The sequence below is a fragment of the Arthrobacter sp. MMS24-S77 genome (assembly GCF_054888235.1).
Window position 1 is genome coordinate 4,731,753 of the sequence record NZ_JBTZRN010000001.1, and the last position, 25,051, is coordinate 4,756,803.

Annotated in this window: 21 protein-coding genes, 1 tRNA gene and 1 pseudogene; 15 read left to right on the forward strand and 8 right to left on the reverse strand. The window is 64.0% G+C overall.

Annotated features, from left to right (window positions below; translation table 11 throughout):
- Window positions 1–2: 2 nt before the first annotated feature.
- The 6 genes and pseudogenes from ACX5I4_RS21910 to ACX5I4_RS21935 all read right to left on the reverse strand — a co-directional run bounded on the left by ACX5I4_RS21910 (window position 3) and on the right by ACX5I4_RS21935 (window position 7,604).
- Window positions 3–1,802: a protein kinase domain-containing protein gene (locus ACX5I4_RS21910; RefSeq protein WP_461838537.1), complete on the reverse strand. Its 1,800-nt coding sequence runs from the start codon at window positions 1,800–1,802 to the stop codon at window positions 3–5.
- Window positions 1,799–3,256 (reverse strand): penicillin-binding transpeptidase domain-containing protein, encoded by a 1,458-nt coding sequence (locus tag ACX5I4_RS21915; protein WP_461838538.1) that lies wholly within the window; start codon window positions 3,254–3,256, stop codon window positions 1,799–1,801. Before ACX5I4_RS21915 ends, ACX5I4_RS21910 begins: the two co-directional genes overlap by 4 nt.
- Window positions 3,253–4,620 (reverse strand): FtsW/RodA/SpoVE family cell cycle protein, encoded by a 1,368-nt coding sequence (locus ACX5I4_RS21920; RefSeq protein ID WP_461838539.1) that lies wholly within the window; start codon window positions 4,618–4,620, stop codon window positions 3,253–3,255. The genes ACX5I4_RS21915 and ACX5I4_RS21920 overlap by 4 nt, the downstream gene beginning before the upstream one ends.
- A pseudogene (locus ACX5I4_RS21925) lies at window positions 4,617–6,313 on the reverse strand (PP2C family protein-serine/threonine phosphatase). Before ACX5I4_RS21925 ends, ACX5I4_RS21920 begins: the two are co-directional and overlap by 4 nt.
- Before the next feature lie 59 nt (window positions 6,314–6,372).
- The gene (locus tag ACX5I4_RS21930; protein ID WP_184741314.1) at window positions 6,373–6,855 is read right to left on the reverse strand and encodes an FHA domain-containing protein FhaB/FipA; all 483 of its coding nucleotides are present in this window, start codon (window positions 6,853–6,855) and stop codon (window positions 6,373–6,375) included.
- Between the two features lie 5 nt (window positions 6,856–6,860).
- Window positions 6,861–7,604, reverse strand: a complete 744-nt coding sequence (locus tag ACX5I4_RS21935) for an FhaA domain-containing protein (protein WP_461838540.1) — start codon at window positions 7,602–7,604, stop codon at window positions 6,861–6,863.
- 362 nt (window positions 7,605–7,966) lie between these two features.
- Between ACX5I4_RS21935 and ACX5I4_RS21940 the strand changes: the two genes are divergently transcribed.
- A tRNA-Leu gene (locus ACX5I4_RS21940) sits at window positions 7,967–8,049 on the forward strand.
- Between the two features lie 134 nt (window positions 8,050–8,183).
- Here ACX5I4_RS21940 and ACX5I4_RS21945 read toward each other — a convergent pair.
- Complete coding sequence (locus tag ACX5I4_RS21945; protein ID WP_461838541.1) at window positions 8,184–8,858, reverse strand: TetR/AcrR family transcriptional regulator; 675 nt, start codon at window positions 8,856–8,858, stop codon at window positions 8,184–8,186.
- Between the two features lie 139 nt (window positions 8,859–8,997).
- Here ACX5I4_RS21945 and ACX5I4_RS21950 point away from each other — a divergent pair, with 139 nt between their 5' ends.
- From ACX5I4_RS21950 to ACX5I4_RS22015, 14 genes are all read left to right on the forward strand, one after another.
- Window positions 8,998–10,389 carry a flavin monoamine oxidase family protein gene (locus tag ACX5I4_RS21950; RefSeq protein ID WP_461838542.1) on the forward strand — a complete coding sequence of 464 codons (1,392 nt, stop codon included), beginning with the start codon at window positions 8,998–9,000 and terminating at the stop codon, window positions 10,387–10,389.
- Window positions 10,390–10,550: 161 nt separating this feature from the next.
- On the forward strand, window positions 10,551–11,309 hold the full coding sequence (locus ACX5I4_RS21955) for a LamB/YcsF family protein (RefSeq protein ID WP_461838543.1): 759 nt from the start codon (window positions 10,551–10,553) through the stop codon (window positions 11,307–11,309).
- Window positions 11,306–12,931 carry a 5-oxoprolinase subunit B/C family protein gene (locus tag ACX5I4_RS21960; protein ID WP_461838544.1) on the forward strand — a complete coding sequence of 542 codons (1,626 nt, stop codon included), beginning with the start codon at window positions 11,306–11,308 and terminating at the stop codon, window positions 12,929–12,931. Before ACX5I4_RS21955 ends, ACX5I4_RS21960 begins: the two co-directional genes overlap by 4 nt.
- Window positions 12,928–14,661, forward strand: coding sequence for an acetyl/propionyl/methylcrotonyl-CoA carboxylase subunit alpha (locus ACX5I4_RS21965; RefSeq protein ID WP_461838545.1), 1,734 nt, complete (start codon window positions 12,928–12,930; stop codon window positions 14,659–14,661). The genes ACX5I4_RS21960 and ACX5I4_RS21965 overlap by 4 nt, the downstream gene beginning before the upstream one ends.
- 36 nt (window positions 14,662–14,697) lie before the next feature.
- A complete protein-coding gene (locus ACX5I4_RS21970; RefSeq protein WP_461838546.1) occupies window positions 14,698–15,384 on the forward strand; it encodes a GntR family transcriptional regulator in 687 nt (228 codons plus the stop codon).
- A gap of 152 nt (window positions 15,385–15,536) precedes the next feature.
- A complete protein-coding gene (locus ACX5I4_RS21975) occupies window positions 15,537–16,601 on the forward strand; it encodes a LacI family DNA-binding transcriptional regulator (RefSeq protein ID WP_461838547.1) in 1,065 nt (354 codons plus the stop codon).
- A gap of 417 nt (window positions 16,602–17,018) precedes the next feature.
- Complete coding sequence (argH, locus tag ACX5I4_RS21980) at window positions 17,019–18,092, forward strand: argininosuccinate lyase (protein ID WP_461838548.1); 1,074 nt, start codon at window positions 17,019–17,021, stop codon at window positions 18,090–18,092.
- Entirely contained in the window at window positions 18,089–18,460 is a 372-nt protein-coding gene (locus ACX5I4_RS21985) for a hypothetical protein (protein WP_461838549.1), read from the forward strand. The genes argH and ACX5I4_RS21985 overlap by 4 nt, the downstream gene beginning before the upstream one ends.
- A 73-nt stretch (window positions 18,461–18,533) precedes the next feature.
- Window positions 18,534–19,448 carry an amino acid ABC transporter permease gene (locus ACX5I4_RS21990; protein WP_461838550.1) on the forward strand — a complete coding sequence of 305 codons (915 nt, stop codon included), beginning with the start codon at window positions 18,534–18,536 and terminating at the stop codon, window positions 19,446–19,448.
- Entirely contained in the window at window positions 19,445–20,209 is a 765-nt protein-coding gene (locus ACX5I4_RS21995) for an amino acid ABC transporter ATP-binding protein (protein ID WP_461838551.1), read from the forward strand. The genes ACX5I4_RS21990 and ACX5I4_RS21995 overlap by 4 nt, the downstream gene beginning before the upstream one ends.
- A gap of 52 nt (window positions 20,210–20,261) precedes the next feature.
- Entirely contained in the window at window positions 20,262–21,134 is an 873-nt protein-coding gene (locus ACX5I4_RS22000; RefSeq protein ID WP_461838552.1) for an ABC transporter substrate-binding protein, read from the forward strand.
- A complete protein-coding gene (locus tag ACX5I4_RS22005; protein ID WP_461838553.1) occupies window positions 21,131–21,997 on the forward strand; it encodes a polysaccharide deacetylase family protein in 867 nt (288 codons plus the stop codon). The genes ACX5I4_RS22000 and ACX5I4_RS22005 overlap by 4 nt, the downstream gene beginning before the upstream one ends.
- The gene (locus ACX5I4_RS22010) at window positions 21,994–22,959 is read left to right on the forward strand and encodes a polysaccharide deacetylase family protein (RefSeq protein ID WP_461838554.1); all 966 of its coding nucleotides are present in this window, start codon (window positions 21,994–21,996) and stop codon (window positions 22,957–22,959) included. Before ACX5I4_RS22005 ends, ACX5I4_RS22010 begins: the two co-directional genes overlap by 4 nt.
- Window positions 22,956–24,389 (forward strand): MmgE/PrpD family protein, encoded by a 1,434-nt coding sequence (locus tag ACX5I4_RS22015; RefSeq protein ID WP_461838555.1) that lies wholly within the window; start codon window positions 22,956–22,958, stop codon window positions 24,387–24,389. Before ACX5I4_RS22010 ends, ACX5I4_RS22015 begins: the two co-directional genes overlap by 4 nt.
- Here ACX5I4_RS22015 and ACX5I4_RS22020 read toward each other — a convergent pair whose 3' ends face one another.
- Window positions 24,390–25,019: a hypothetical protein gene (locus ACX5I4_RS22020; protein WP_461838556.1), complete on the reverse strand. Its 630-nt coding sequence runs from the start codon at window positions 25,017–25,019 to the stop codon at window positions 24,390–24,392. It lies immediately after the preceding gene.
- Window positions 25,020–25,051 lie beyond the last annotated feature (32 nt).

The window sequence follows — 25,051 nt, forward strand, 5'->3', positions numbered from 1 at the left end:
TCCTACTTGGGAGTGGGAGACGAAGACGCGGTCGACTTGGACAGGTGGTAGGTCACGACGGAGCCGGAGGGGACCTTCTGTCCACCAGCAGGATCGGAACTGACGAACGTCCCCGGCGCCTGGCCGGTTGCTCCATCAACGGGGGTTCCCGCGACCCAGCGCAGGCCGGCGCCTTCGATGGCGGCCTGCACTACTGACTCGGAGGCGCCCTTGCCGATGGTCGGAACCGAAACCATCTGCGGTCCCTTCGAGTAATTGACGGTGATGGTAGTCCCCTTGGGCTGGGGGCCGGACGGATTGATGTCGATGACCGTGCCCGGCGTCGAGGGATCGAAGACCTGGACTCCGTTGACGCCCATGCCGAGCGCGCTCAGGTCTGCACGGACCTTGTCATACGGTTGGCCCTTGTATGCCTCCGGGATCAGGTTGACAGTCTCGGCAGTGGACGTGGTGGGCGTCGGGGTGGCCGACGTCTCCGTGGCGCTCGGACTCGCCGAGCTTGGGGGCGCGCTTGAGACCTGGACTGGAGAGTTCGAGGTGGCTGGAGCCGGATTGCTTGGCGAGAACAGCCCCGACTGGGACAGGATCACACCAACCAAGGCGAAGAGCAGGAGCACGATCAGCGCGACGAGGGGCCAGGTCCACGGGCTGCGCTTCTTGCGCTGGGGTTCCTCCTCGTACGTCTCCTCTTCCGTGAGGTAGTGGTCGTGCTCGTCAGCCTGCTCCAAGCTGCGTTCGGCGGCCAGGGCATTGGCGCGGGAGAGTGCATTTCCACCCTCGGCGGCGGCTCCTCCGGCGGCGGCGCCCGCTGCTGCGGCGCCGATCACCGGGAGGGCCGACGTCGACGTCGAACGCGTTTCCCTGCCGTATGGCGAGGTGACAATGCCCGTAGGGGCTGTGGCTATGTCAGTGGGCGCGGTGATGGGGCCCGTGGCGGATTCGAACAGCAACATTCCCGGTACGGCGGCGTGCGCGGCGGCAATGTCGCCTGCGCGGATGGCTTCCGCGGCCTCGGCAAGCTTGATCGCGTCTGCAGGACGGTTCTTCGGGTCCTTGGCGAGCATCGACATCAGCAGGGCGCGCACCGGAGTAGGGAGGCTCTCCGGCAGCGGCGGCGGGGCGTCGTTGACCTGGGCCAGCGCAATGGCGATCTGGGATTCACCGGAGAACGGACGATGCCCTGTGAGGCATTCGTATCCGATAACCCCGAGGGAATATATGTCCGAGGACCCCGTGGCGGTCTGTCCCGTGGCTTGTTCCGGGGCCAGGTACTGGGCCGTTCCCATGACCTGGCCGGTTTGCGTGAGGGGGACCTGGTCGGCGAGGCGTGCAATGCCGAAGTCGGTGACCTTGACGCGGAAGTCCGGCGTGATCAGCAGGTTGCCCGGCTTGATATCCCGGTGTACCAAGCCCTGGGCGTGGGCAGGCGCCAGCGCACGGGCGGTCTGGGAAATGATGGACAGCGTGCGGTCCGGCGAGAGGACCTGCTCGCGTTCCAGGATGCTGCTCAGCGGCTGTCCCGGCACGAGCTCCATTACCAGGTAGGCAGATCCGTCTTCTTCGCCGTAGTCGAAGACGTTGGCGATCCCCACGTGGTTAAGCAATGCGGTGTGGCGGGCCTCGGCGCGGAAACGCTGGAGGAACCCGGGGTCACCCGTGTATTCCTCTTTGAGTACCTTGATCGCGACGATCCGGCCAAGGATCTGGTCCTTGGCCCTCCAGACCTCTCCCATGCCGCCAATCGCAATGCGACTGGTCAGCTGGAACCTGCCGCCGAGGGTGATTCCTGACGTAGGTCTCACTTATTCAACACCGCCTCAAAAATCTTCTTCGCGTTCGGACTGGTTAGCTTTGCGCCGGTAGACACGTCAACACCTTCCATGACAATGGTGACGGCCACTTGCGGGTCATTGGCCGGGGCGAACCCGGTAAACCATGAGTTGTTCAAGCCCGTGTCGCCCAACTGCGCGGTGCCGGTCTTGCCGGCCACCTGGACTCCGGGGACTGCCGCACCACTCGCAATGCCCTTGGACACGACGTCGGTCATCCAAGAGGTGATCTGGCTGGCGATCGCGGGCGTAGTGGAGGTGCGCAAGGTCTCGGCTTTGGGTTCGCTGATGACACGGAGGTCAGGGGCGCGCACGGTCTTAATGAGGTTCGGCTTCATCTGGACCCCATGATTGGCAATTGCCGCGGTCATCAGTGCGATTTGCAGTGGAGTAGCCCTGACGTCGCGCTGCCCGACGGCGGACTGGGCGAGCTGCGCCTGGTCCAGGTCCTTGGGGAAGACGCTGACGGCGGACTGAAGCTTGAGGAGGTCCCCGAAATCTTGTCCGAAGCCAAACTTGCTGGCCTGGTCCGCGATGGCCTTCTGCCCCAAGTCCAGGGCAATGCTGGCGAAGGGCGTGTTGCAGGACTGCTCCAAGGCGAAGGCGAAGTCGGCCGTGTTGCGGGTTGAGCAGTTGCCGCCCGCATAGTTGGGCAACGATGCATTGGACCCCGGCAAGGGCAAGCTGTCAGGATTCGGCAGCACGCTGTCCTTGTTGTACTTTCCGGAGCTCAAGGCAGCCGCGGTATCGACGAGCTTGAACACTGAACCAGGCGCAAGGAGATCGCCGGTGGGCCCGCTCACGGACTGGTTCAGGTTGATGCCCGGAACCTGGTTGAGTTGCTCGTAGCTGGCTTTTTCCTTGGCGGGATCGTGGGTGGCGATCAGGTTGGGATCGTAGGACGGTTTGGAAACCATGGCGATGATGGCTCCGGTCTTCGGGTTGGTGACCACGATCGAACCGCGCTGGCCGTCGGGAATGAGGTCGTAGGCGAGCTTCTGGATGACGGCATCGATGGTCAATTCCACGGAGGCACCCTTCGGCTGGCTGCCGAGGAAAATCTGGCTGACCCGGTCCAGGAAGAGCTGGTCGGAGCTGCCGGCCAGTTCATCGCGGAGCTGCTGCTCAAGCCCTGTGGATCCATAGGTCCTGGAGAAGTATCCCGTGATGCCGGCGTAAAGCTCCGGCTGGGCGTAACTGCGCTGGTACTTGCAGGTTTCATCCCCGGCGACGGATTCGGCGATGGGCTTGCCGCCCACGATGATGGCACCGCGGTCGTTGCAGTAGTTCGCCAGAACGGCGCGCTGGTTCCACGGATTGTCATTGAGGTCGCCGGCGCCGATGACCTGGACATAGCTGATCGCGCCGAAGAGGAGGGCGAACATGGCAACGGCTGCCATCCACGAGTTGCGTATGGAATGGTTCATGGGGTCTTCACCGCCTCTGTGGGGGCATGGGTAATAGGCGTAGTGTCCACCGGGCCGCGCGCGGTGTGGGAAATCATGAGCAGCAAGCCCACGATGATCCAGTTGGCAAGCAAGGAGGATCCGCCTGCCGCAAGGAAGGGAGTGGTAAGTCCTGTCAGCGGGATCAGCCTTGTGACACCGCCGATCACCACGAAGCACTGCAGTGCGATGGCGAAGGACAGCCCGCAAGCTAGGAGCTTGCCGAAAGCGTCTCGCGTGCCGAGGGCTGCACGGAACCCGCGGGTGAAGAGCAGCAGGTAGAGCAGTACGACGGCGAAGAGTCCAATCAGGCCCAGTTCCTCACCGATGAGGGCGATGATCATGTCGCTGTTGGCGAACGGGACCAGATCAGGCCTGCCCTGTCCTAGGCCCGTGCCTGCAAGGCCACCGTCAGCCATGCCGAAGAGCCCCTGGACAATCTGCTCGCTACCGCCCGGGAAACGGTCGAACACTTCCGGGGTGAAGGCGTTCCACCAGCTGTCCAGGCGGAAAGCGACGTGCGAGAAGAACTTCGATGCCAGGAATCCGCCACCCAGGATGAGCGCGACGCCGATGACCACCCAGCTGATTCGGCTCGTTGCCACATAGATCATGACGATGAACAAGCCGAAGAAAAGCACCGAGGTTCCGAGGTCGCGCTGGAAGACCAGGATGCCGATGCTCACGAGCCATGCTGTGATCATGGGGCCAAGGTCCTTGAAGCGCGGCAATTGCATTGGGCCGATCTTGCGGCCAGCCAGAAGGATGAGGTCCCGATTGGAGGAAAGGTAGCCCGCGAAGAATATGGCCAGGGTGATCTTGGCGATTTCCCCCGGCTGGAAGGTCATGGGACCCAGCCGTATCCAGACGCTGGCGCCCAGCACTTCGCCGGCAGAGATACCGGGAACGAGCGGGAGCACCAGGAGAAACGCGCTGGCGGCCAGCGAGATAAAGGTGAAACGACGAAGGAGCCGGTGGTCCTTGAGCAGCCAGATCACGGCGATTGACACGGCCATGGCCAGGAGGGTCCAGCGCAGCTGGTTGTTGCCAGTGTCTTCTCCGGGCTGGTCCATGCGATGGATGAGGGCAAGCCCCAAGCCGTTGAGCGCGACGACGATCGGAAGCATGATCGGATCGGCATATTTTGCACGGAACCTAAGGACCATGTGGAAGGCGAATGCGGCCACTACCAAAAGGCTCGACTGGAACCAGAAATCGCTATCGAAAGCGGCCGGACTGTTGAGCCCCACCATGGCGCTGGCACCGATTCCCACGGCAAGGGCAAGGACCAGGAGGACGAGCTCCACGTTGCGGCGCGGTTTGGGTGTCATGAGGGCTTGGGTCATGGGGACACCGCGCAGGTAGGGACCGGCGTGGACGTGGGTGACGACGTCGGCGCGTTCGAAGGGCTTGGGCTTGCTGGCGTGGGGTTTGCCGTGGTGGTGGAGCTCGCCGTTGGCTTGGGCGTGCCCGTGGGGCAATTGGCTGGCAGGCCGGTTGTGCCCCTGTCCTGCAGGCTTTTCACGATCTGCTGGGCATCAGCGAGATCGCGTGCCGGGACGGTCTGGCGAAGGCTCTGTTGGGTGAATTCAGGCAACGAGTCCATGCGGATTTTCGTCACGGCCTCTACTTTTGAAAGCTGGAAAGGGCCAAGGCTTTGCGAAATGCCGTTGAAGATCGCCACGCGCTGGTCGAATTCACCGACGTAGTAGCGTGTTTGCGTCCATGCATAACCCAGCCAGAGCCCCGCGACCACAAGAATGGCCAGGACTGCGGCGATGGCAGGAGTCAACCAGCGACGCTTCCGTGCGACAAACGGTTGTACCTCGGAGCGGTCCTGCTCAGCCTTGTGCGTCAGCACCGTGGCAGCACGGCGCGCAACGCTGCGTCCAGCCACAGTGGGGATCGAACCGGTTTCGGCCGCCGTAGCGGCAGCGCCTACCAATTCGTGCGGCCGGCTTGAGAGTTCTTCGCGGAGGATCTCCGCCGACAGGTGTTCGCCCAAGTGGGGGTCTGTCGCCGTCGGAGGCTCGGTTGTCCCGGTGGGTTTGGCGGGAGCCGCGGAAGCTCCGGCGTCGGGGGTTGTTTCCCCGGCTTGGCGGCCGGTTTGTCCGTCGGCGAGGCCTGGCTGGCCGCAGCTCCGGCCGCTGGAGCGTCTTTCGCAGGGGCTTTCGCGTCGCCGTCGCGTGTGGTTTCCTTGCCCGGATCGGCTTTTCCGGTAGTTTTGCCGGAGTCGGCGGCCTTCGGCGCCTCTGCTTTTGGTGCGGCGGGATTGGGTCCTGTTCCCGGCGTGACGACCTCGACGGCGGCCGTGCTGAGGTCGTCGCTGGCCTGTTCCACGATTTCCAGGAGCACCACAGTGACGTTGTCCGGAGCTCCATTGGCCAGCGTGAGTTCAATGAGGAGCTCGGCGCATTCGGCGAGGTCCTTGGTTTCCCGAACCACTTGCTCCACCACTGCTCCCTGGACATAGTTCAGGCCGTCGGAGCAGAGGAGCCAGCGTTCGCCGGGTTCGACGTCGAGCGCGTCCAGATCCAGTTCGGGGCTCGCGTCCACGTCGCCCAGAACGCGCATGAGGACGTTCTTGTGCGGGTGGGTTTCAGCTTCCTCCGGGCGCAGGCGGCCTTCGTCGATCAGCCTCTGGACGAAAGTGTGGTCCACGCTGATTTGCTCGAATTTGCCATTGCGCAAACGGTAGGCGCGGGAATCGCCGATGTGGGCGAAGTGCAGCCGCCTGCCTTCGAGGAGAAGGGCTGTGACCGTGGTGCCCATACCTGCGAGCTTCGGGTCCACGTGGACAAGCTCGGAGAGCAGGGAATTGGCGGTCTGGATTTCGTCGGCCAGGACCGTTTCTGCGCCGTCGGGGTAGGAATCGTGATCAAGGTGGATCATGTCCAGCACCGTGGAGGCCGAGGCGACATCGCCGCCCGCATGCCCGCCCATGCCGTCAGCAACGACGGCAAGGTGGCGGCCCGCATAGGCGGAGTCGTCGTTCTTCGAGCGGACACGCCCGACGTCGGACCGCGCCGCGTAGCGCATGATCAGCGGGCGTTCCGGAGGCAGTGCCTTACCCTCGGAGGTCTGGGGGAAGCCATGGGCTACGCCCTCAATTCGATGACCGTCTTGCCGATCCTCACGGGGACGCCAAGCTCCACCGGCAGGGCGCGGGTCAATTGTTGGTCGGCGAGGTAGGTGCCGTTGGTGGAGCCGAGATCTTCGATGAACCATCGGCTGCCTTGGGGGAACAAGCGCGCATGCCGCCCCGAGGCGTAATCATCCTCGAGGACCAGGGTGGCCTCTTGCGCGCGGCCCAGCAGGATGGGACTCGCGGCCAATGGAACCGTGGTCCCCTTGAGTGGACCCTCGACGACGACGAGCTGACGCGCCTGCTGCTTGACGGGCTGGGGTGGCGCAGGGGCGAGTTCGGGATGCTTTCGCACTTCGCGCGCCGTCGGTGTTCCCATGGCTGCCTTGCGGCCGATCACCAGATCTCGACGCATGGTCGAGACGATGCTGAAGATCAGCACCCAAAGCAACAGCAGGAAGCCGAAACGGAGTGCGGTGATGGTCAGTTCGCTGATGTCGCTCACGGGCGCCCACCAGAGGGCAGGGAAAGAAGTCTGAAGATGATCTTGGTCCGTCCCATGGTGATGGTGGATCCGTCAGTAAGTTCCACACTACCGTCCACTTTGTGGCCGTTGACATAGCTTCCATTGGTGGAACCGAGGTCGACGGCACGGATCACTCCGGCCGCCGTCTGGATTTCCAAGTGCTTGCGGGAGACACCGGTATCGTCCACCAGGATGTCGGCCTCGGAGGACCTGCCCAGCACGACGGAAGGTGCGTTGAGGGAATAGCGCTGTCCGCCGATATCCAGGACAGGCTGGAGCGGTGTGGGTTCGCGGCTTGGGGCTGCGGGGACATTGGGCCTCGGAGTAGCAGGCGCGGCGGACCCGTTGGATTTCGCAGTGCTGGAGGTGATTTCGAAGTGGCCTTCGCGCTGGGCTTCGTCGTGGAGGAAGGAAATCCGTACCGGTCCCTGAAGGATGTAGCCCTGGCTGCGGACGTGCTGTATCACGACATCACATAATTCTTCGGCCAGGGGAGTTCCCCATTCTTGGGCGCGGCCGAAGTCTTCATTGCTCAGGAGGACCTCAAAGACGTTGGGAGCCAACGTACGGCCAGCGGCGATCGTGATGGACTTGTTGTCCAGTTCACGGCGAAGTTTGCTGGCGATCTCCACCGGCTCCACCCGCGCACGCGACCCGGTGGAGAAGACGCCGCGGACGGCCTTTTCGATGCCGCGTTCAACCCTGTCAAGCAAACCCATGGTCCTTCTCCTTCCGTTTCGTTGCCCTGCAGTATGAGTAGTCAGGACGAATCCCTGCAGTTGCCGGAGCGCACGCAAAGAGCCTGTCCTCAATCCCGATACTACTGGGCAAGACTGTGAATGGCCTTATTCCACAACGCGCGGAAAGCCGGAAAAGTTCGCTTGCGGGCGTCATTTCGGTTCGCTTCCCGCGTGATTTCTGGATCCTGTGAGACCCTGACAATCCGCGGATTTGCGGGGTTTTTACGGCCCCGTCCTTGGTCGATTGGTGTTTTCAAGTGATTGTCCGTTATGCTTGATCTCGCTGCTTTCGCAGGGGTGAGGCCGGGGAAACCTGGTACGGCCCGGGCGGAAGAAGTTGCGCGCGAGTGGCGGAACGGCAGACGCGCTGGCTTCAGGTGCCAGTATCCGAAAGGGTGTGGGGGTTCAAATCCCCCCTCGCGCACGCAATTTAAAGGAACCCCGGTCTTGGACCGGGGTTCCTTTGTTTAACTCGCCAACTCCGTCGTACCTCCCAACTGACCCGCATTTGTTGTCGTTTTGGAGGCTCAAAACGACAACAAATGCGAGCTAGTTGGGCTACACCCGCAGCGCCCCGAGCCCGGCGATCAGTGCATCCAAGCCCATGCTGAACGCGAGGTCCGAAGGGTAGTTGTTCCGCTCGGGTCCAAGGCTGCGGACCGCCGAGGTGAAGTGCGGCGTGGAGTCGGCCAAGCGGCCGGAATCGAAAATGTCCGCCGGCGCGTTCGCGTCGAAAGCGGCACCGAAAATGTAGGCCTCGAGGGCCACGATGCTGGGGATGATCTGCTTCTCCGGGAAACCCGCACGGAGGAATCCCTCCGTCACGGCTTCGTACATTGCAAGGGTCTGCGGGGCGTCCGTCACCGGAAGGACGGCGATCACAGAGATCAGCGGGGTGTGCCTTGCGAAAATGCCGCGGTAGGAATAAGCCCATTGCCGTACGGCGTCTTCCCAGGGCAGCGTGCTGAAGCCGCCGAAGTCCACCTTGGACATCAGATCCTCTTCCACGAGCTTGAGGACCTCGTCTTTGGAGGACACGTGGTTGTAGAGGGCCGACGGCGCCACGCCCAGGGAGCGGGCGAGTGCGGCCATGGTGAGGCCGTCGTAGCCCTTCTTGCTGATCAGTTCCAGCGCCGCTGCAGTGATACCGTCCTGGTCCAGGACCGCCGCCATTGGCCGACCTGCCCTGCGGCGCGCTTTGGTCTCGCCGGGAGCGGGGGTGGGTTCAGGCATCGCTGACCTTTCTGGAGGCTGTGTCAAAGCATTATTCCACTGGGGTCTTCACAGCAGGAGCCAAGCCAGCTACAGTTGAGATAAATGAACGTCATTCATTTATTGGTCAGCCAACGGGGACGGCCAGAGAAAGGACATCATGTTGAATCTTGATCGCGACGTCGTAATTGTCGGTGCCGGTCCGTCGGGGTTGACGGCCGCCCGCGAATTGAAGAAGGCCGGACTCAGCGTTGCCGTGCTCGAAGCACGCGACCGCGTCGGTGGCCGTACGTGGACCGACACCATTGACGGGGCCATGCTGGAAATCGGCGGACAATGGGTGTCCCCGGACCAGACCGCGCTCATGGGGCTCTTGGACGAACTGGGCCTGAAGATGTACTCCCGCTACCGCGACGGCGAATCCGTGTACTTGGCACCGGATGGCAGCCGCACCCGCTTCACCGGGGCCTCCTTCCCGGTCAGCGAGACCACCGCGGCCGAAATGGACAAGCTCACCGCCATCCTGGACGGCCTCGCCGCAGAGATTGGTCCCGAGGAGCCCTGGGCCCACCCCAAGGCCCGTGAATTGGACACCATCTCCTTCCACCACTGGCTGCGCCAGAACTCGACGGACGAGGAAGCCTGCAACAACATCGGCCTCTTCATCGCCGGCGGCATGCTCACCAAGCCAGCCCACGCTTTCTCGGCGCTGCAGGCTGTGCTGATGGCGGCTTCGGCAGGTTCCTTCTCCAACCTCACTGACGAAGACTTCATCCTGGACAAGCGCGTCATCGGCGGCATGCAGCAGGTCTCCCTGCTGATCGCCGCAGAACTGGGTGACGACGTCGTACTTAACAGCCCGGTCCGCACCATCAATTGGGAGCCTGCCGGCGAAGGCCATCGGGTCACTGTTGAGTCCGAGCGCGCAACCGTCAACGCGCGATTCGTCATCATGGCGGTCCCGCCGAACCTCTATTCCCGGGTGTCCTTCAATCCGCCATTGCCGCGCCGCCAGCACCAGATGCACCAGCACCAGTCCCTCGGCTTGGTCATCAAGGTCCACGCCGTCTACAGCACGCCGTTCTGGCGCGAAGACGGCCTGTCCGGCACGGGTTTCGGCGCCGACGCCCTGGTCCAGGAGGTCTACGACAACACCAACCACGGAGATACCCGCGGGACCCTGGTGGGCTTCATCTCGGACGAAAAGGCAGACGCCGTCTTCGAACTCAGTGCCGAGGACCGCAAGAAGGCTGTCCTTGAGTCCATCGCCGGCTTCCTGGGTGAGAAGGCCCTGGACACCGAGGTCTACTACGAATCCGATTGGGGTTCCGAGGAATGGACCCGCGGAGCCTACGCGGCCAGTTATGACCTGGGTGGTCTGCACCGCTACGGCAAGGACCAGCACGCCAACGTCGGACCCATCTACTGGTCCTCTTCCGATCTGGCCGCTGAAGGTTACCAGCACGTGGACGGCGCAGTCCGGATGGGCCAGGCAACGGCCGCCCGGATTGTCACCGCCAACAACCGCGTCGCCGCGGTACCAGTTTCCTAGTCGATCCAATCCAAATGTGAGGTCTCGACTCTTTCGCTCGTTGAAAGGGTCGGGACCTCACGTATGAAATTCCGTCCCCGATCCCCCAGCACCAAGATTGTTGAACAATCTTGGCATTTCAGGCATGATAGTGGAGTATTCAACCTGAGACGGGGATCACAATGCCTTATATCGACCTCAACAGCGACGTCGGAGAATCCTTCGGCAACTGGACCATGGGCGACGACGCCGCGGTCTTCCGCTACGTGTCGAGCGCCAATGTGGCCTGCGGATTCCACGCCGGGGATCCCAGCACCATCGCCAGCACCTGCCGTGAAGCCGTCGCCGCCGGAGTGACCATCGGAGCACACGTAGGCTACCGGGACCTCGCAGGCTTCGGCCGACGCTTCCTGGACTGCTCCGCAACGGAACTGGCCGACGACGTTCTCTACCAGCTCGGCGCGCTCCAGGCCCTGGCCCGCGCTGCCGGCTCCGAGATCAAGTACGTCAAGCCGCACGGTGCCCTCTACAACACGATCGTCCACCACGAGGTCCACGCACAGGCAGTGGCCGACGCCGTGCATGCCTTCAGCCCCGGACTCCCACTCCTTCTCCTGCCGGGCTCAGTCGCACTCGCCAAAGCCGAAGCCAAGGGCCTCCGCGCAGTAGCCGAAGCCTTCGCTGACCGCGCATACAACCCGGACGGCACCCTCGTTTCGCGCCGGGAAGATGACGCAGTGCTGCACGATCACGCTGCCATCACGGAGAACATGGTGCGCCTGGCAACCGAGGGCAAAATCGTGGCCCGCGACGGTTCCGTGCTGGACGTCCACGCCGAAAGCATCTGCGTCCACGGCGACACTCCCGGCGCCGTAGCCATGGCAGCCGCCGTCCGCAGCGGGCTCGAAGCCGCTGGCGTCACCGTTCGGAGCTTCGCGTGAGCGTCACAGGAATACGCTGGGCAGGTCCGCGCGCCCTGCTGGTGGAACTGTCCGGCCTTGGTTCCGTGCTGGCTTTTCATTCGCGGCTGCTTGCCGAGCCGCTGCCCGGCCAGCTCGACGCGATCGCCGCGGCAGCGACCGTACTGCTCAAGTTCGGCACGCATACCGAGGCACTTGCTGCGCGCTCCGCCGTCGGGCATGTTGACCTGGACGAGGTGCCACACGACAATTCCCGCGAAGTCACCATTGACGTGGTGTACGACGGCGAGGACCTCGCCGAGGTGGGCATGCTCACCGGTCTGGGGGTGGACGGCGTCGTGGCTGCCCACACGGGGCAACTCTGGACCGCCGCGTTTGGCGGCTTCGCCCCGGGATTCGCATATCTGCTCGGCGAGAACCACAGCCTCGACGTTCCGCGGCGCAGTTCGCCCCGCACCGCCGTGCCTGCCGGTTCCGTGGCGCTCGGCGGGACCTTCTCTGCGATCTACCCGCGGCAGTCCCCGGGCGGCTGGCAGCTGATCGGACGCACGACGGCGGTCCTCTGGGATCTTGAGCGGGAGTCACCGGCGTTGGTTCGACCGGGAGATAGGGTCCGGTATGTGGCAGTCCGAGAGGCAGTTGAGCTGACGCCTGTGCCGCCTGTGGTCCGTGAAGTCGCTGGTCCCGCCCTCGTGGTTCGATTCCCTGGTCTGCAATCCTTGATCCAGGACCTCGGCCGCCCCGGACTGGGGGACCTGGGAGTGTCCGCCGCGGGTGCCGCGGACCAGCAATCGGCCCGCCAGGCCAACCGTTTGGTCGGCAACGAACCCGGTGCGGCCGTTGTGGAAACGGTGCTGGGCGGACTCTCTGTCCAAGCCGACGGGGACCACGTGCTCGCGATTGCCGGAGCCGTTGCGCCGCTGGATATCCGCGACGCATCGGGCGCTCCAGTACGGCGGGCCTCCATGTGCACGCCCTTCGCTCTGCTCGACGGAGAAACCCTCAGCCTGGGCGAGCCGACGCTCGGGGCCCGCAGCTACCTTGCTGTCCGTGGCGGGCTCGACGTGCAGCCGGTTCTTGGCAGCCGCTCAAGCGACTCGATGTCCGGAATCGGTCCCGCACCACTGTCGGCCGGGACCCGCCTCCCCGTTGCAAGCGCCCCGCTGTTCCAAATGGTCGGCGCGCCGGAGACGTCCGCCCTCCGTCTCGGAAAGCGATCCGCGGAGCTCCGCATCACCTTGGGCCCTCGGGAAGACTGGTTCGACGCCGATTCCCTTAAGACGCTCACGGAGGAGGACTGGATCACAACGGAACAGTCCAACAGGATCGGTGTCCGGCTCAGGCCTGGAAGCGACCGTGCGCTCGAACGAAACCCTGACCGCGGGGCCGGCGAGCTCCCCAGCGAAGGTGCCGTTGCCGGGGCACTCCAGGTCCCGCCCAGCGGACATCCCGTCCTGTTCCTGGCCGACCATCCCGTGACGGGCGGCTATCCGGTGATTGCCGTCGTCGTACCCGAAGACCTCCCGACGGCGGCGCAATTGCCTCCCGGTCATAGCGTGCGGTTCACGATCGTGGACCCCGCAACCCTTGAACCCCTTGAACTTGCCGCTACCGGCGCCGTCCCCGAAGGAACCCAGCCATGAAAAAGGTCCTGATCGCCAACCGCGGCGAGATCGCCGTACGGATTGCCCGTGCCTGCTCCGACGAGGGCCTGCAGTCCGTTGCCGTGTACTCCGACCCCGACGCCGATTCCCTCCACGTGCGGTTTGCCGACGAGGCCTACGCACTGGGCGGCTCCATCGGCGCCGAGACGTACCTGCACATCGCCAAGCTGATCGACGTCGCCCGCCGTGCTGGGGCGGACGCAGTGCATCCCGGATATGGCTTCCTTTCCGAGAACGCAGATTTTGCGCAGGCCGTGATCGACGCCGGACTCACGTGGATCGGCCCCGCACCTCAGTCGATCCGGGAGTTGGGCAATAAGGTGACGGCCCGCGAGATCGCCGTCCGTGCCGGGGCTCCGCTTGTCCCGGGCAGCGATGGGCCCGTAGCCAACGCGGCCGAAGTCCTTGCTTTTGCCTTGGAATACGGCATGCCGGTGGCCATCAAGGCTGCTTTTGGCGGTGGCGGACGCGGGCTCAAGATCGCGCGACGGCTGGAAGACATCGAGGACGCCTTTGAATCGGCCGTTCGCGAATCCAAGGTGGCCTTCGGACGCGATGAATGCTTCGTGGAGCGCTTCCTGGACCAGCCAAGGCACGTCGAGGCCCAGGTCCTGGCCGACATGCACGGCAACGTTGTGGTGCTCGGTACGCGCGACTGCTCACTGCAGCGCCGAAACCAGAAGCTCGTGGAAGAGGCCCCCGCGCCGTTCCTAAGCCCCGAACAGCGCTCCCTCATCCACGAATCCGCCAAGGCCATTTGCCGCGAGGCCGGATACTACGGTGCCGGAACCGTCGAATACCTCGTGGCCGTGGACGGCACCATATCCTTCCTGGAGGTCAACACGCGCCTGCAGGTGGAACATCCTGTCACCGAGGAAACGTCCGGGGTGGACCTGGTCCGCGAGCAGTTTCGGATCGCCGCAGGCGGAACCCTGTCCCTGACCGAGGATCCCGAGCCGACAGGCCACGCCTTCGAATTCCGGCTTAACGCCGAGGACCCCGCACGCGGCTTCCTGCCGAGCCCCGGCACGGTGGACGTGTTCGAAGCGCCCACCGGTCCGGGCATCCGCGTTGACTCGGGGGTTCGATCCGGCTCGGTGGTTCCCGGAGAGTACGATTCCCTCCTGGCCAAGCTGATTGTCCGTGGCGAAGACCGGCAGCAGGCCCTGCGCCGTGCCCGGGCCGCCCTGGACGAGATGCAGATCAAGGGTTTGCCCACCGTGCTGCCCTTCCATCGTGCTGTGGTCCGCCACGAGGCCTTTACCTCGGAGGACAAGCTGGGCGTCTACACCACGTGGATCGAGACCGAGTTCGCGGAAGAGCTGGCCGCGTCTGCCGAGATCGCCCGCGTGGCTCCCGGCTCCGAACGCAGCACGTTCACAGTGGAACTCGACGGCAAGGCGGTTCAGCTTGGCCTCCCGGTTCGTTTGTTTGAAGCGCTGATGAGTGGTGGTGGCGGTTCCGTTGCTTCAGCTTCGGTTCCGGTTGTGGCCGACGACGCCGGACTGGCCTCGCCGATGTCCGGCTCGCTGGTGAAGTGGTTGGTTGAAGACGACGCGGCCGTGGAAGCTGGCCAACCCGTGGCCGTGCTGGAGGCCATGAAGATGGAAACCACCGTCCCAGCCCACCGTTCCGGCACCGTGGCGCGAGGTCCGCACGAGCCGGGTGCCGCCGTCGGGCGCGGAGACGTGCTGGCGAGCATCGGCTGAGGTCCGTGGGCATCGCCATTCGGTAGATTTGATGGCATGCCCATGAACGCTGCGCTGCAAGGAATCGCCGACGCCGGCCACGCCACCCATGCCCACACCGGAGCGTGGGTTGCCGCCCAGCTTCGCCAGCGCATCTCCGACGGCTTGTTGCCGCCCGGCACGAAGCTTTCCGAACAGGCCCTGTCCGAGGCACTCGGCGTTTCCCGGAACACCCTGCGTGAGGCCTTCACCGTCCTTGCCGGTGAATCCGTGGTCCAGCGCATCCCCAACCGCGGCGTGTTCGTGGCAGCCCCTGGAGCGGACGACGTCCGGGAAATCTACCGGGTGCGCCGCCTCATCGAGCCAGCGGCTGTCCTATGGGGCGATGTCCCGGCCGAGGCCCTCGACGCCATGGATGTCATCATCGACAAGGCCCGGGCAGCCCTCATGGAAGGATCGGTTGCCGGCATGGCAGACGCCAACCAGGAGCTGCACAAAGCCTTGGTGTCGTTGTCCGGAAGCGCCTCCCTGGAAGCCCTGATGGAGAAGGTGCTGGCCGAGATGCGCTTGGTCTTCCACGCCATGGCCACCACCCCCGACTTCCACAGCCACTATGTGGAACGCAACGCTGCCTTGGTTGCCCAGATCCGTAGCGGTCAACGCGAGGAGGCCGCGGCCGAGTTGCGCCGTTACCTGGACGGGGCCGAGCACGAGCTCCTGGTGCACATCGGGGCTATTCCCTGAGGCGTGGGCACTGGGTTTCGGGCGGCCGATCGCGAAACCAAAGTGGGCATAGGGTGCCAGTCGCTTGAAACCGGTGTCATTGGAATTCCCACTAGATTGTTTGACCGGCAATGTTTGCCTGAATGAGGCTAATTCTGATGTAGATTCTATTCATGGATTCCCTGTCGCATCGGACTGCAAGCCTCATGGATGTTGCGCGCCTCGCCGGCGTTTCACGTTCGACGGCGGCGCGGGCCTTGGGCGGGTATGGATCCGTCAGCAGTGAGCTTGTCGCGATGGTGGCGGCTGCTGCGGAAACCCTGGGATACCGCGGAAATGCCCTTGCCCGCAGCGTTAGCTCGGGGCGGTCCCACACTATCGGCGTGGTTGTCAGCGACATCGAGAATCCGTATTTTGCCCGGGCAGTCCGGGGTATCGCGGACAAAGCCAAAGAAGCCGGGTTCGACGTCATCCTTGCCAACACGGACGAGAACGTCGAGGCGGAAAGGGCTGCGGTTCAGGTTTTCCTCGACAAGAGGGTGGACGGATTGGTAGTTGCTTCGGCGACGCGGAGCGACTCAGCACATTTGCTTGACGTCGTCCGGATGGAAAGGCCCCTGGTCCTGTTCGACCGCAGACCGGACGACGTCGTTGCGGACCGGGTGGGGACGGATTCATACGCCGACGCCCGCAAGGTCCTGGCTCACCTGGCGGAACATGGTCACAGAAGGATTGCTTTCGTCTCGGCGACCACCAAGACGCCGGCGGAACTGGAAGCGGGGCACCCGTTGCCCATTTCGACCATCGCGGACCGCGTGCGCGCCATCAAGGATGAGTCCGCCGAGACCGGCCTTGAGTACCGGTTCATTTCAGGAGTCATGAGCCCTGAGCTTACACATGCCGCCGTAACCGAGCTGCTGCGCTCTCCGGACCGCCCCAGTGCCCTGATTATGTCCTACAGCCGACTGGCCCTCCCTGCCTTTCAAGCCATCAAGGCGCTCGGGTTGCGGGTTCCGGATGACGTGTCCTTGGTTTGCCTGGATGACACCGACTGGATGACCGTCAGTGCGCCCCCTGTCTCCGCGGTGCACGTCCCGTCCTATGAATTGGGCGTTCGTGCCGCGGAGATCCTGCTCGCCAGGATTGCCGGTGGGGGGCCTGAATCAACGGATCACCTCCTTCCCACTGAGTTCGTGGAACGCGAATCAGTGGGACACCTCAGCCTCGCTACTCCGTAATCTCCGCACACCGACAGTGGCGGTTAGCCACGCCCCGGCCGGCCGCTCGCGATCGTTGAGCGCGCCTTCACACCTCGCCTGCCTGGCGCCGCGCTTGCCTTGGATCCTGCCTCAACGCGCCGACGTCGATGTAGCAAATCAAAAAACTATTGATGAAGATACCGGTGTCCTGTACGGTTCGTCAGAAGAGACACCGGTCTCTCCAAAGAGACTGATACCGGTGTCTCAGATGGTGATGGCGCATGTTTCAAACATGAACATTTTCTGTAAATTGCATGTTTCAATCACAGAAATATCTCAAATTTCATTGACCTCACTGGTTTACTAAGGAAATACTTTAGTTGCACCCAAGGTGACGTAGCTCACCAGATGCAACCCACCACTGGTAAGACGCCGATAGATCTAGGAGTTTCACTCATGACAGGACAGACCAAGCTGTGGGGCGGCAGGTTCGCCGGCACGTCAAGTCCGGAGCTGTCCCGCTTTTCCCGCTCGGACCCCCGCTACTTTGCCTTGGCCCCTTATGACCTCCATGGTTCCCGGGCCCACGTCCGGGAGTTGAACCGCGTGGGACTCATCGACGACGACGAGCTGCCCGGCTTCCTCTCCACGCTCGACGAGTTGGCGGATGATGTTGTGCAGGGAAAGGCAGTTCCGCAGCAGGGGGACGAAGATGTCCACACCTTCTTGGAGCGCCTTCTGATCGAGCGCATGGGACCCGTTGGTGGCAAGATCCGGGCAGGCCGGTCCCGCAACGACCAAGCAGCCAACGATCTCCGCCTCTACATGCGGGACAAGGTCCGCGGGGTCAGCGCCCTCGTGTTGGAGCTGGCCGAGGCACTGGCTGGACAGGCCGAGCAGCACCTTCGCACCCCGGTGCCGGGATTCACCCACCTCCAGTCGGCCCAGCCGGTGGTCTTCGCCCACCAGCTTCTGGCCCACGCCCAGCCGCTGCTGCGGGATTTGCACCGCTTCCAGGATTGGGACCGCCGCTCAGCTGTCTCTCCGCTCGGCGCAGCAGCTCTTGCCGGTTCCACTTTCGCACTCCACCCCGAGCTTGCCGCCCGGGAGCAAGGGTACGAAACGAGCGCCGAGAACTCGATCGACGCCGTTGGAAGCAGGGACGCGGCAATCGAATTCCTGTTCGTCTGCTCGCTGACCTTGATCGACATCTCCCGGCTGTGCGAAGAAATCATCTCCTGGGCATCGCAGCAATTCGGCTGGATCCGCATGGATGACGCCTACTGCACCGGCAGCTCGATCATGCCGCAGAAGAAGAACCCGGACATCGCCGAAATCGCCCGGGAAAGTCGGGCCGGGTCCTTGGCGACCTCATGGGCCTCATGGCCAGCGTCAAGTCGCTTCCCCTGGCATACAACCGGGACCTCGCGGAAGACAAGAACGCGGTCTTCGACGCGGTGGACACCCTGGAGGTGGCGCTTCCGGCCCTCAGCGGGCTCGTGCGCACCTTCACAGTCAACGTCGAGGTGACTACAAAGCAGGCGACGGCGGGGTTCACCCTCGCCACGGAAGTCGCCGATTGGCTCGCCAAGCAGGACATCCCGTTCAGCGAAGCGCATGAGATTTCGGGAGCCTTGGTCCGCTTCTGCGAAACGAACGGACTGGACTACGGGGATCTCAGTACAGAACAGCTCGCATCCGTGGATCCGCGCCTCACTCCCGAGGTGAAATCGGTCCTCACCATCGAAGCCGCCCTTGAGGCACACTCCGGGTTTGGCGGAACCGCACCGCATCGCGTTGCGGAACAGCTCACCCGCCTACGGGCAAACCTTGACCAGGTGAGGAGCTGGACCGGCGACTATCAAGGCCTGCGGGTCGCCCCGGAAGACCATGGCTAGGAAGGTGGTCCGTGCCATGACCACACTCTCTGCCGCACATCGATCCCCAACCTAGGAACAGCCAGGAACAGCTATGAATACTCAAATCGAGCCGCACGTCGCCAGCGACGTGCCGGAGCTGAAAATTGTCCCGCGCCGCCACATAGGCCGCTGGGCCGGGGCGGCCTTGGTGGTGCTCCTGTTGGCCTGGCTGGGAATCTCCTTTTCCCGCGCACAGATCGACTGGGGGACTGTCCAGGAATACCTGGCAGTCCCGGTGTTGATCCAGGGCATCGGGGTGGCGATTGTCCTCACGGTGATCGCCATGGTCATCGGACTCGTCCTGGGCGTCGTTACGGCGGTCATGCGGCTGTCCAAGAATCCGGTGGTGTCGGGGGTGGCCTGGCTGTACATCTGGGTCTTCCGTGGAACTCCGGTCTACCTGCAACTGCTCATGTGGTTCAACTTGGCCCTGATCTTCCCGTACATCGGGATCCCGGGGGTGTTCCAGGGCAGGATGATCGACCTCCTGACCCCGTTCGTGGCGGCCTCGATCGGCCTCGGCCTCAACCAGGGCGCCTACACCTCCGAGGTAGTGCGGGGCGGCATCCTGTCCGTCGACGAGGGGCAGACCGAGGCCGCCCAGGCAGTCGGCATGACCCGGCTGCAGGCGATGCGGAAGATCGTTCTTCCACAGGCCATGCGGGTCATCATCCCGCCCGTTGGCAACGAGGTGATCGGCATGCTCAAGACCACCTCGCTCGCATCGGCCATCGGCGTCAGTGAAATCCTCTCCGAGGCCCAGCACATCTACTACGTGAACAACCGAATCATGGAGCTGCTGATCGTCTGCGCCGTCTGGTACCTGGGAGCGGTATCGCTCTTGAGCATCGGGCAGTTCTACCTGGAGCGCTTCTTCGCCAAGGGTTCTTCCAGCAGGCAGCTTCCACTGACACCGCTCCAGCACCTGAAGAAATTCTTCGGCACCAACAGAAAGGCCATCCGATGAGCGACGTCCTTGTCCGGGCCGAAAACGTCCACAAGAGCTTCGGCCTCAATGAGGTCCTGAAAGGGATCAACCTTGAGGTCAGGTCCGGCGAAGTGGTCTGCCTTCTGGGCGCCTCGGGATCCGGCAAGAGCACCTTCCTGCGCTGCATCAACCACCTCGAGACGCTTTCCAATGGCCGAATCTGGGTTGGCGAAAGCGTGGTGGGTTACCGGCAGGAGGGGAACCGCCTGTTCGAGCTTTCGGACAAGCAGGCTGCCCGGCAGAGGCAGTCCATCGGCATGGTGTTTCAGAGGTTCAACCTGTTTCCCCACATGACCGTCCTGGAAAACATCATCGAGGGCCCGGTCCTGGTCAAGAAGGAGAAGCCGGCCGAAGCCCGCAAATTCGCTTCGGAATTGCTTGCGCGGGTCGGGCTCGCAGGCCGCGAGGACTCCTACCCCCGCCAGCTCTCCGGAGGCCAGCAGCAGCGGGTGGCAATCGCCCGGGCGCTGGCCATGAGACCCGAACTGATCCTTTTCGATGAGCCGACGTCGGCCCTGGACCCTGAGCTCGTGGGCGAGGTCCTCGACGTCATGAAGGACCTCGCTCTCTCGGGCCTCACCATGATCGTGGTGACCCACGAAATCGGCTTCGCCAAGGAAGTCGCTGACCGTGTGGCCTTCATGCACAACGGACAGATCGTCGAGATGGGCCCGCCGTCGGAAGTCATCGGAAACCCCCAGCACGAACGCACGCAGGCATTCCTGTCGCGCGTCCTCTAGCCGCTTTACCCCCATCGCATCCGCACCTCCCCTCACAACAAACGGAGCCAACATGAAGCACCTCAAGACTGCTGCCCGCCTCGCCGCGGTGGCCGCCGCCGCAACCCTCGGCCTGACCGCCTGCGTGGGCGGACCGGCTGCCGCCCCTTCCGCATCCGCTCCTGCCGGTCTTCCGCAGGAAATCAAGGATGCTGGCAAGCTGCGCATCGGGCTCTCTCCCGATTTCCCCCCAATGGAATTCCGGGACAATGCCAAGAACCTGGCAGGCCTCGACATCGAGCTCCAGCAGAAGCTTGGCGAAGCCCTCGGCGTGAAGGTCGAGGTGGTGGAATCGCCGTTCGACCAGCTGATCAACTCGGCCCAGACCGGCCGCGTCGATGTGGTCATGTCCGGTATTTCGGACACCTTGGAGCGCCAGAAGACCGCGGACTTCGTGGACTACTTCAAGTCCCAGGGCCGCTTGTATACGTCGGGAAGCCGGGCGGGCGAGTTCACCAAGCAGCAGGACGCTTGCGGCAAGAAACTGGCTGTGAGCGGAAAGACCGATTACTTCGAGCAGGTGAAGGCCTTGAGCAAGACCCTCTGCACGGACAAGGGCCTGCCGGAGATCAGCATCCTTCCCACGGACTCCGGGGCAGCCGCGCGCTTGCAGATCGATCAGGGACGCGTGGACCTGGCCGTCCAGGGCGCCGAGAACCTCGCGTATTTCGACAAGACCGAGCCTGGGAAGTACAAGGCCGTGCTTGATTCGCTTCCGGCCAAGCCGTTCGGAATCCTGGCCAAGAAGGGCAACACCCAACTGGTCAACGCCATTCAGGACGCCCTCAACAAGGTCAAGGCCAACGGCGACTACCAGAAGATCCTGGACAAGTGGGGCCTCGGCTACGGCTCGATGACCCCGGAAGTCAACGGCGTCAAGTCTTGATCCCGTTGCACAACGAAGCGGGAGCGGCGGTGTGGCCCGCAAGCAAGCGGGCCGCCGTCGCCCTCGCTTTCGACCTGGACGGTCCCACAGGGGACGCCATGCTCACGGGCACCATTTGGGACCGTCCCGAGTATTTCACCCAAGGCGCTTACGGCCCTTGGCGCGCCCTGGATCGCATCCTTAGGCTCCTTGAGCGGCACTCCTTCCCGGCAACCTTCTTCACCCCTGCGTGGGTGGTGGAAACCTGGCCGGAACAATGCCGCCGGATTGTGGAGCAGGGGCACGAGGTGGCGCACCATGGCTACCGGCACGAGAAATACTGGGACCTCAGCGTGGAGCAGCAACGCGAGGTCATCGAAACCAGCCAGCGGATCTTCCACAACGTCCTGGGGACCACGGCCGTCGGTTTCCGGACTCCGTCAGGGGACTGGCGGCCCGAAACGCCGGCACTCTTGGATGAACTCGGCTTCGAATACTCCAGTTCCATGCGCGGCGACGACCGGCCGTACTTCCATCCCGGCGGACGACTCGTGGAGATTCCGGCCCGCTCCGAAATGGACGACTACTCGTCACTGGCGTTCACCACCAATCCGGACTGGCCCTCGGGCGGCGACCGAATAGCGAGCTACGAACTGACTTTGGACAACTGGATGCGTGAATTCGACGGCTACCATTCCGAAGGTCTGTGCCTCTCGACGATCTTCCACCCCAAGGTGGTGGGCCGGCCGGGCCGCGCCGTGCTGCTGGACCGCTGGATGGAACACATGGGCGCCCAGGACGACGTGTGGTTTGCCAGGTGCCGGGACGTGAGCCGCTGGTGGCAATCGCGGCAGGAGCCCGATCTGCGGGAGAAGGCATCATGACGACGCCGGAACAACAGTCCCCGACGACGGTCCGGGGTCCCGTCCCCGGCGCGACGCCCGAACAACAGTCCCCGACGCGCGCCCGCTGGCCGGAAGGCAAGAAGAGCGCCTTCGTCCTCACCGTGGCGTTCGAAGCCGAACTGTCCATCCTCTCGGCGGCCCCGGACGCCGTCGACCGCGCCAAAAGCCTTTCCGTGGGGCAATATGGCGCCACGCGCGGCGTCGACCGCTTGCTCGCGGAGCTCGAGCGCAGCGGCACGCGAGCCAGCTGGTTCGTCCCCGGACGCAATCTGGAGGTCTATCCGAGGCAACTCGAGGCGGTGGCCGCGGCCGGCCACGAACTCGCCAACATGGGCTGGGCCCTGGAGGATTTCGGCAGCCTGGACCTCACCACACAGCTGGAATCGATCCTCAAGGCACAGGATGTTTTCCGTGACCACCTCGGCTTCCGGCCGCAGGGTTTCCGGGTTGGTCGGGGATCGTATGCCCGCGGCCTGCCCGCGGCGCTGGCGGATCATGGGTTCAACTGGTCGTCCTCGTGGCACGGGGACGACATTCCGCACTTCCACGCGGGGGAGGCGCACCGGCTGGTGGAGATCCCCAGGCACCACGAACTGGACGATTTCCCCTACTTCGTCTTCAATCTGGACCCGCCCATTCCCAAGGGCAGCCCCCGCATCGCCTCCACCCGTGAGGTCCTGCGGAATTGGATCATCGAATTCGAGGCCCACCGTGCCGAGGGTCTTTGCTTCGTGCTCACCGTCCACCCGGAGATCATCGCAACACCGGGCCGAATCGGCATGCTGCGCGAATTCATGGACCGTGTGAACCGCCACGACGACGTCTGGGTTGCCACGGGCGGCGAGGTCTCGGCGTGGTGGCGCGAAAACGGTGAACCGAATGCAGCTGGCCATCCCGCGGAAATCTTCCACACCATCACCACGTCAGGCAAAGGCAAATGAACCATTCCCGGAGCGCATCCGAGATCTTTTCAGACTTCATCACCTCGCTCAGCTTTCAGGACATCCCGGTCAGCGTGCGCCACCGGACGAGGATCCACATCCTGGATACGCTAGGCGCTGGGATCGCGGGGGCCGCTTCACGGGAAGTCGCCATCAGTCGTTCGGCGCTCCTGGCCGGGTACGGCTTGGCCGGTAACGAGGTGGGACACGTCGAGGGACCAAAGGCCGTGCCCCTGTGGGGAACTCCCGCCGTGGCACCGCCCCTCGCAGCCGCCTTCATCAACGGCGTCGCGAGCCACGCCTTTGAACTGGACGATTCCGGCGGCTGCGATCATTCCGGGGCCGTTGTCCTCCCTGCTGCCCTCGCCGCGGCCGCCATGCGGGACGAACCAGTGTCAGGCGCGCAACTGATGCACGCGGTGGTGGCCGGGTACGAGCTCGCCCGCCGGGTGCAGGACGCCTTGGGAGGGTACGACGCCGTCAACAACCTCGGATGGCACTCCACCGGCGTTTGCGGGACTTTCGGCGCTGCCGCCGCCGCTGGCATCATCTTCGGACTCGACGCCGGGCAGATGGCATCGGCAATCGGACTGGCCGGTTCCTTCACAGGCGGAACGTGGGCGTTCATCGGAGATGGTGCAATGTCCAAGCGCATGCACGTGGGCCGGGCCGCGGAGGCCGGACTTAACAGCGCCTTGCTGGCTCGCGGCGGCTTCACCGGTCCCACCGACCTCTTCTCCGCGCCCTGGGGCAGCTTCCTGAAGATCTACGGCGGGAGCTCAGGCGTCTCCACGGACGAGTCGGCGATCCATGCCACCCTGGGCGAAGAGTGGCAGATCGAAAAGGCTTCCATCAAGCCATACGCCAGCTGCCGCAGCACGCATTCCGCCGTTGACGCCGCGTTGGAACTCCAGCGGAACCACGGCTTCATTCCGGAGGACATTCGCGGCGTCACGGTCCGGACCAGCTCCCTGATCATGGACATGTGCGGCAACGCGGATGTTTCCTCCCTGGTATCGGCCCAGCTCAGCATGCACTTTGCCTTGGCTACGGCTTTGCTCCGCGGCGGCGTCGGGCTGGACGACATCACCGAACAAGGCAGGACAGATCCCCGCGTCAGCGCGCTGATGGGGCGAATTTCGCTGGAACTGGATCCGGGCCAGCAGGGCGGATCCGCCGAACCACACCTCACCGTCAGCACGGCCGACGGCGACTACTCGCTACAGGCTGTTCGGGCGCGCGGAGCCTCCACCAACAGGCTCAGCGATGAGGAAACCATCGGGAAGTTCCTGTCCCTGGCCGGTACGCGCCTTGCGGCCGATGACGCCGTCGAACTCGTCAATCTGGTCACCGGGCTGGAGGACGTTCCGGACATCGGGCGAGTGCAGCAACTGCTGCGCGCCTCCCGCGAGGCGAGCGTCATCAGCTAGTTACGGCGCAGAAACGCCCGCGGCTGCTTCGGCTTCGGCCATCGCAACGTCCAACTGCTCGACGGCGCGGGCGTAGTCCGTCCCGGCGGCGATGCGGCAGCGCTGGGCTTCTTGGAGCGCGCGGACCAGGGCGGCGGTTTGGGGAACGTTGACGTCGCTCATGCCGGGGAAGTCGATACCCTTGGCGGGATCCAGTTCATACCTTTGCCAGCGAGCCAAGAGGGCGTCGTGACGGGCAGCGGCTTCGGCAAACCCTGGCCGGTTTTCCGGCCTGCTTTGGCGCTTCTGCTCCAGTTTCCGGCCGACGGAGAAGGCCGCAAGCGCGGCGCCTACGCCCAGGATGAGCATCAAGAGCCCGACGGCGGGCGAGGCCAACGCGGGGATGAGAACCGCCGGGACAACTACCACGAGTCCGGCAAAGACGTTCCAGAAGACGGCATCGGGCTCTTTGACAAGGTCCCGATCGCGGTGGCCGAGGGGCCCCTGCAGGGCGAGGTGGCCGCCGTCGGGGGTTCCGTGGATGACCCCTTTCCGGACGGCATTGACCGTGAAGGCAACAGCACACATGAGCAAAATTGCCCACAGCCCGATCTCCCAGACCGTCAGCTGGACTCCAGTTGTGGCGGGCAATCGGACCACCTCCAAGCGAATGCGCACCGCTT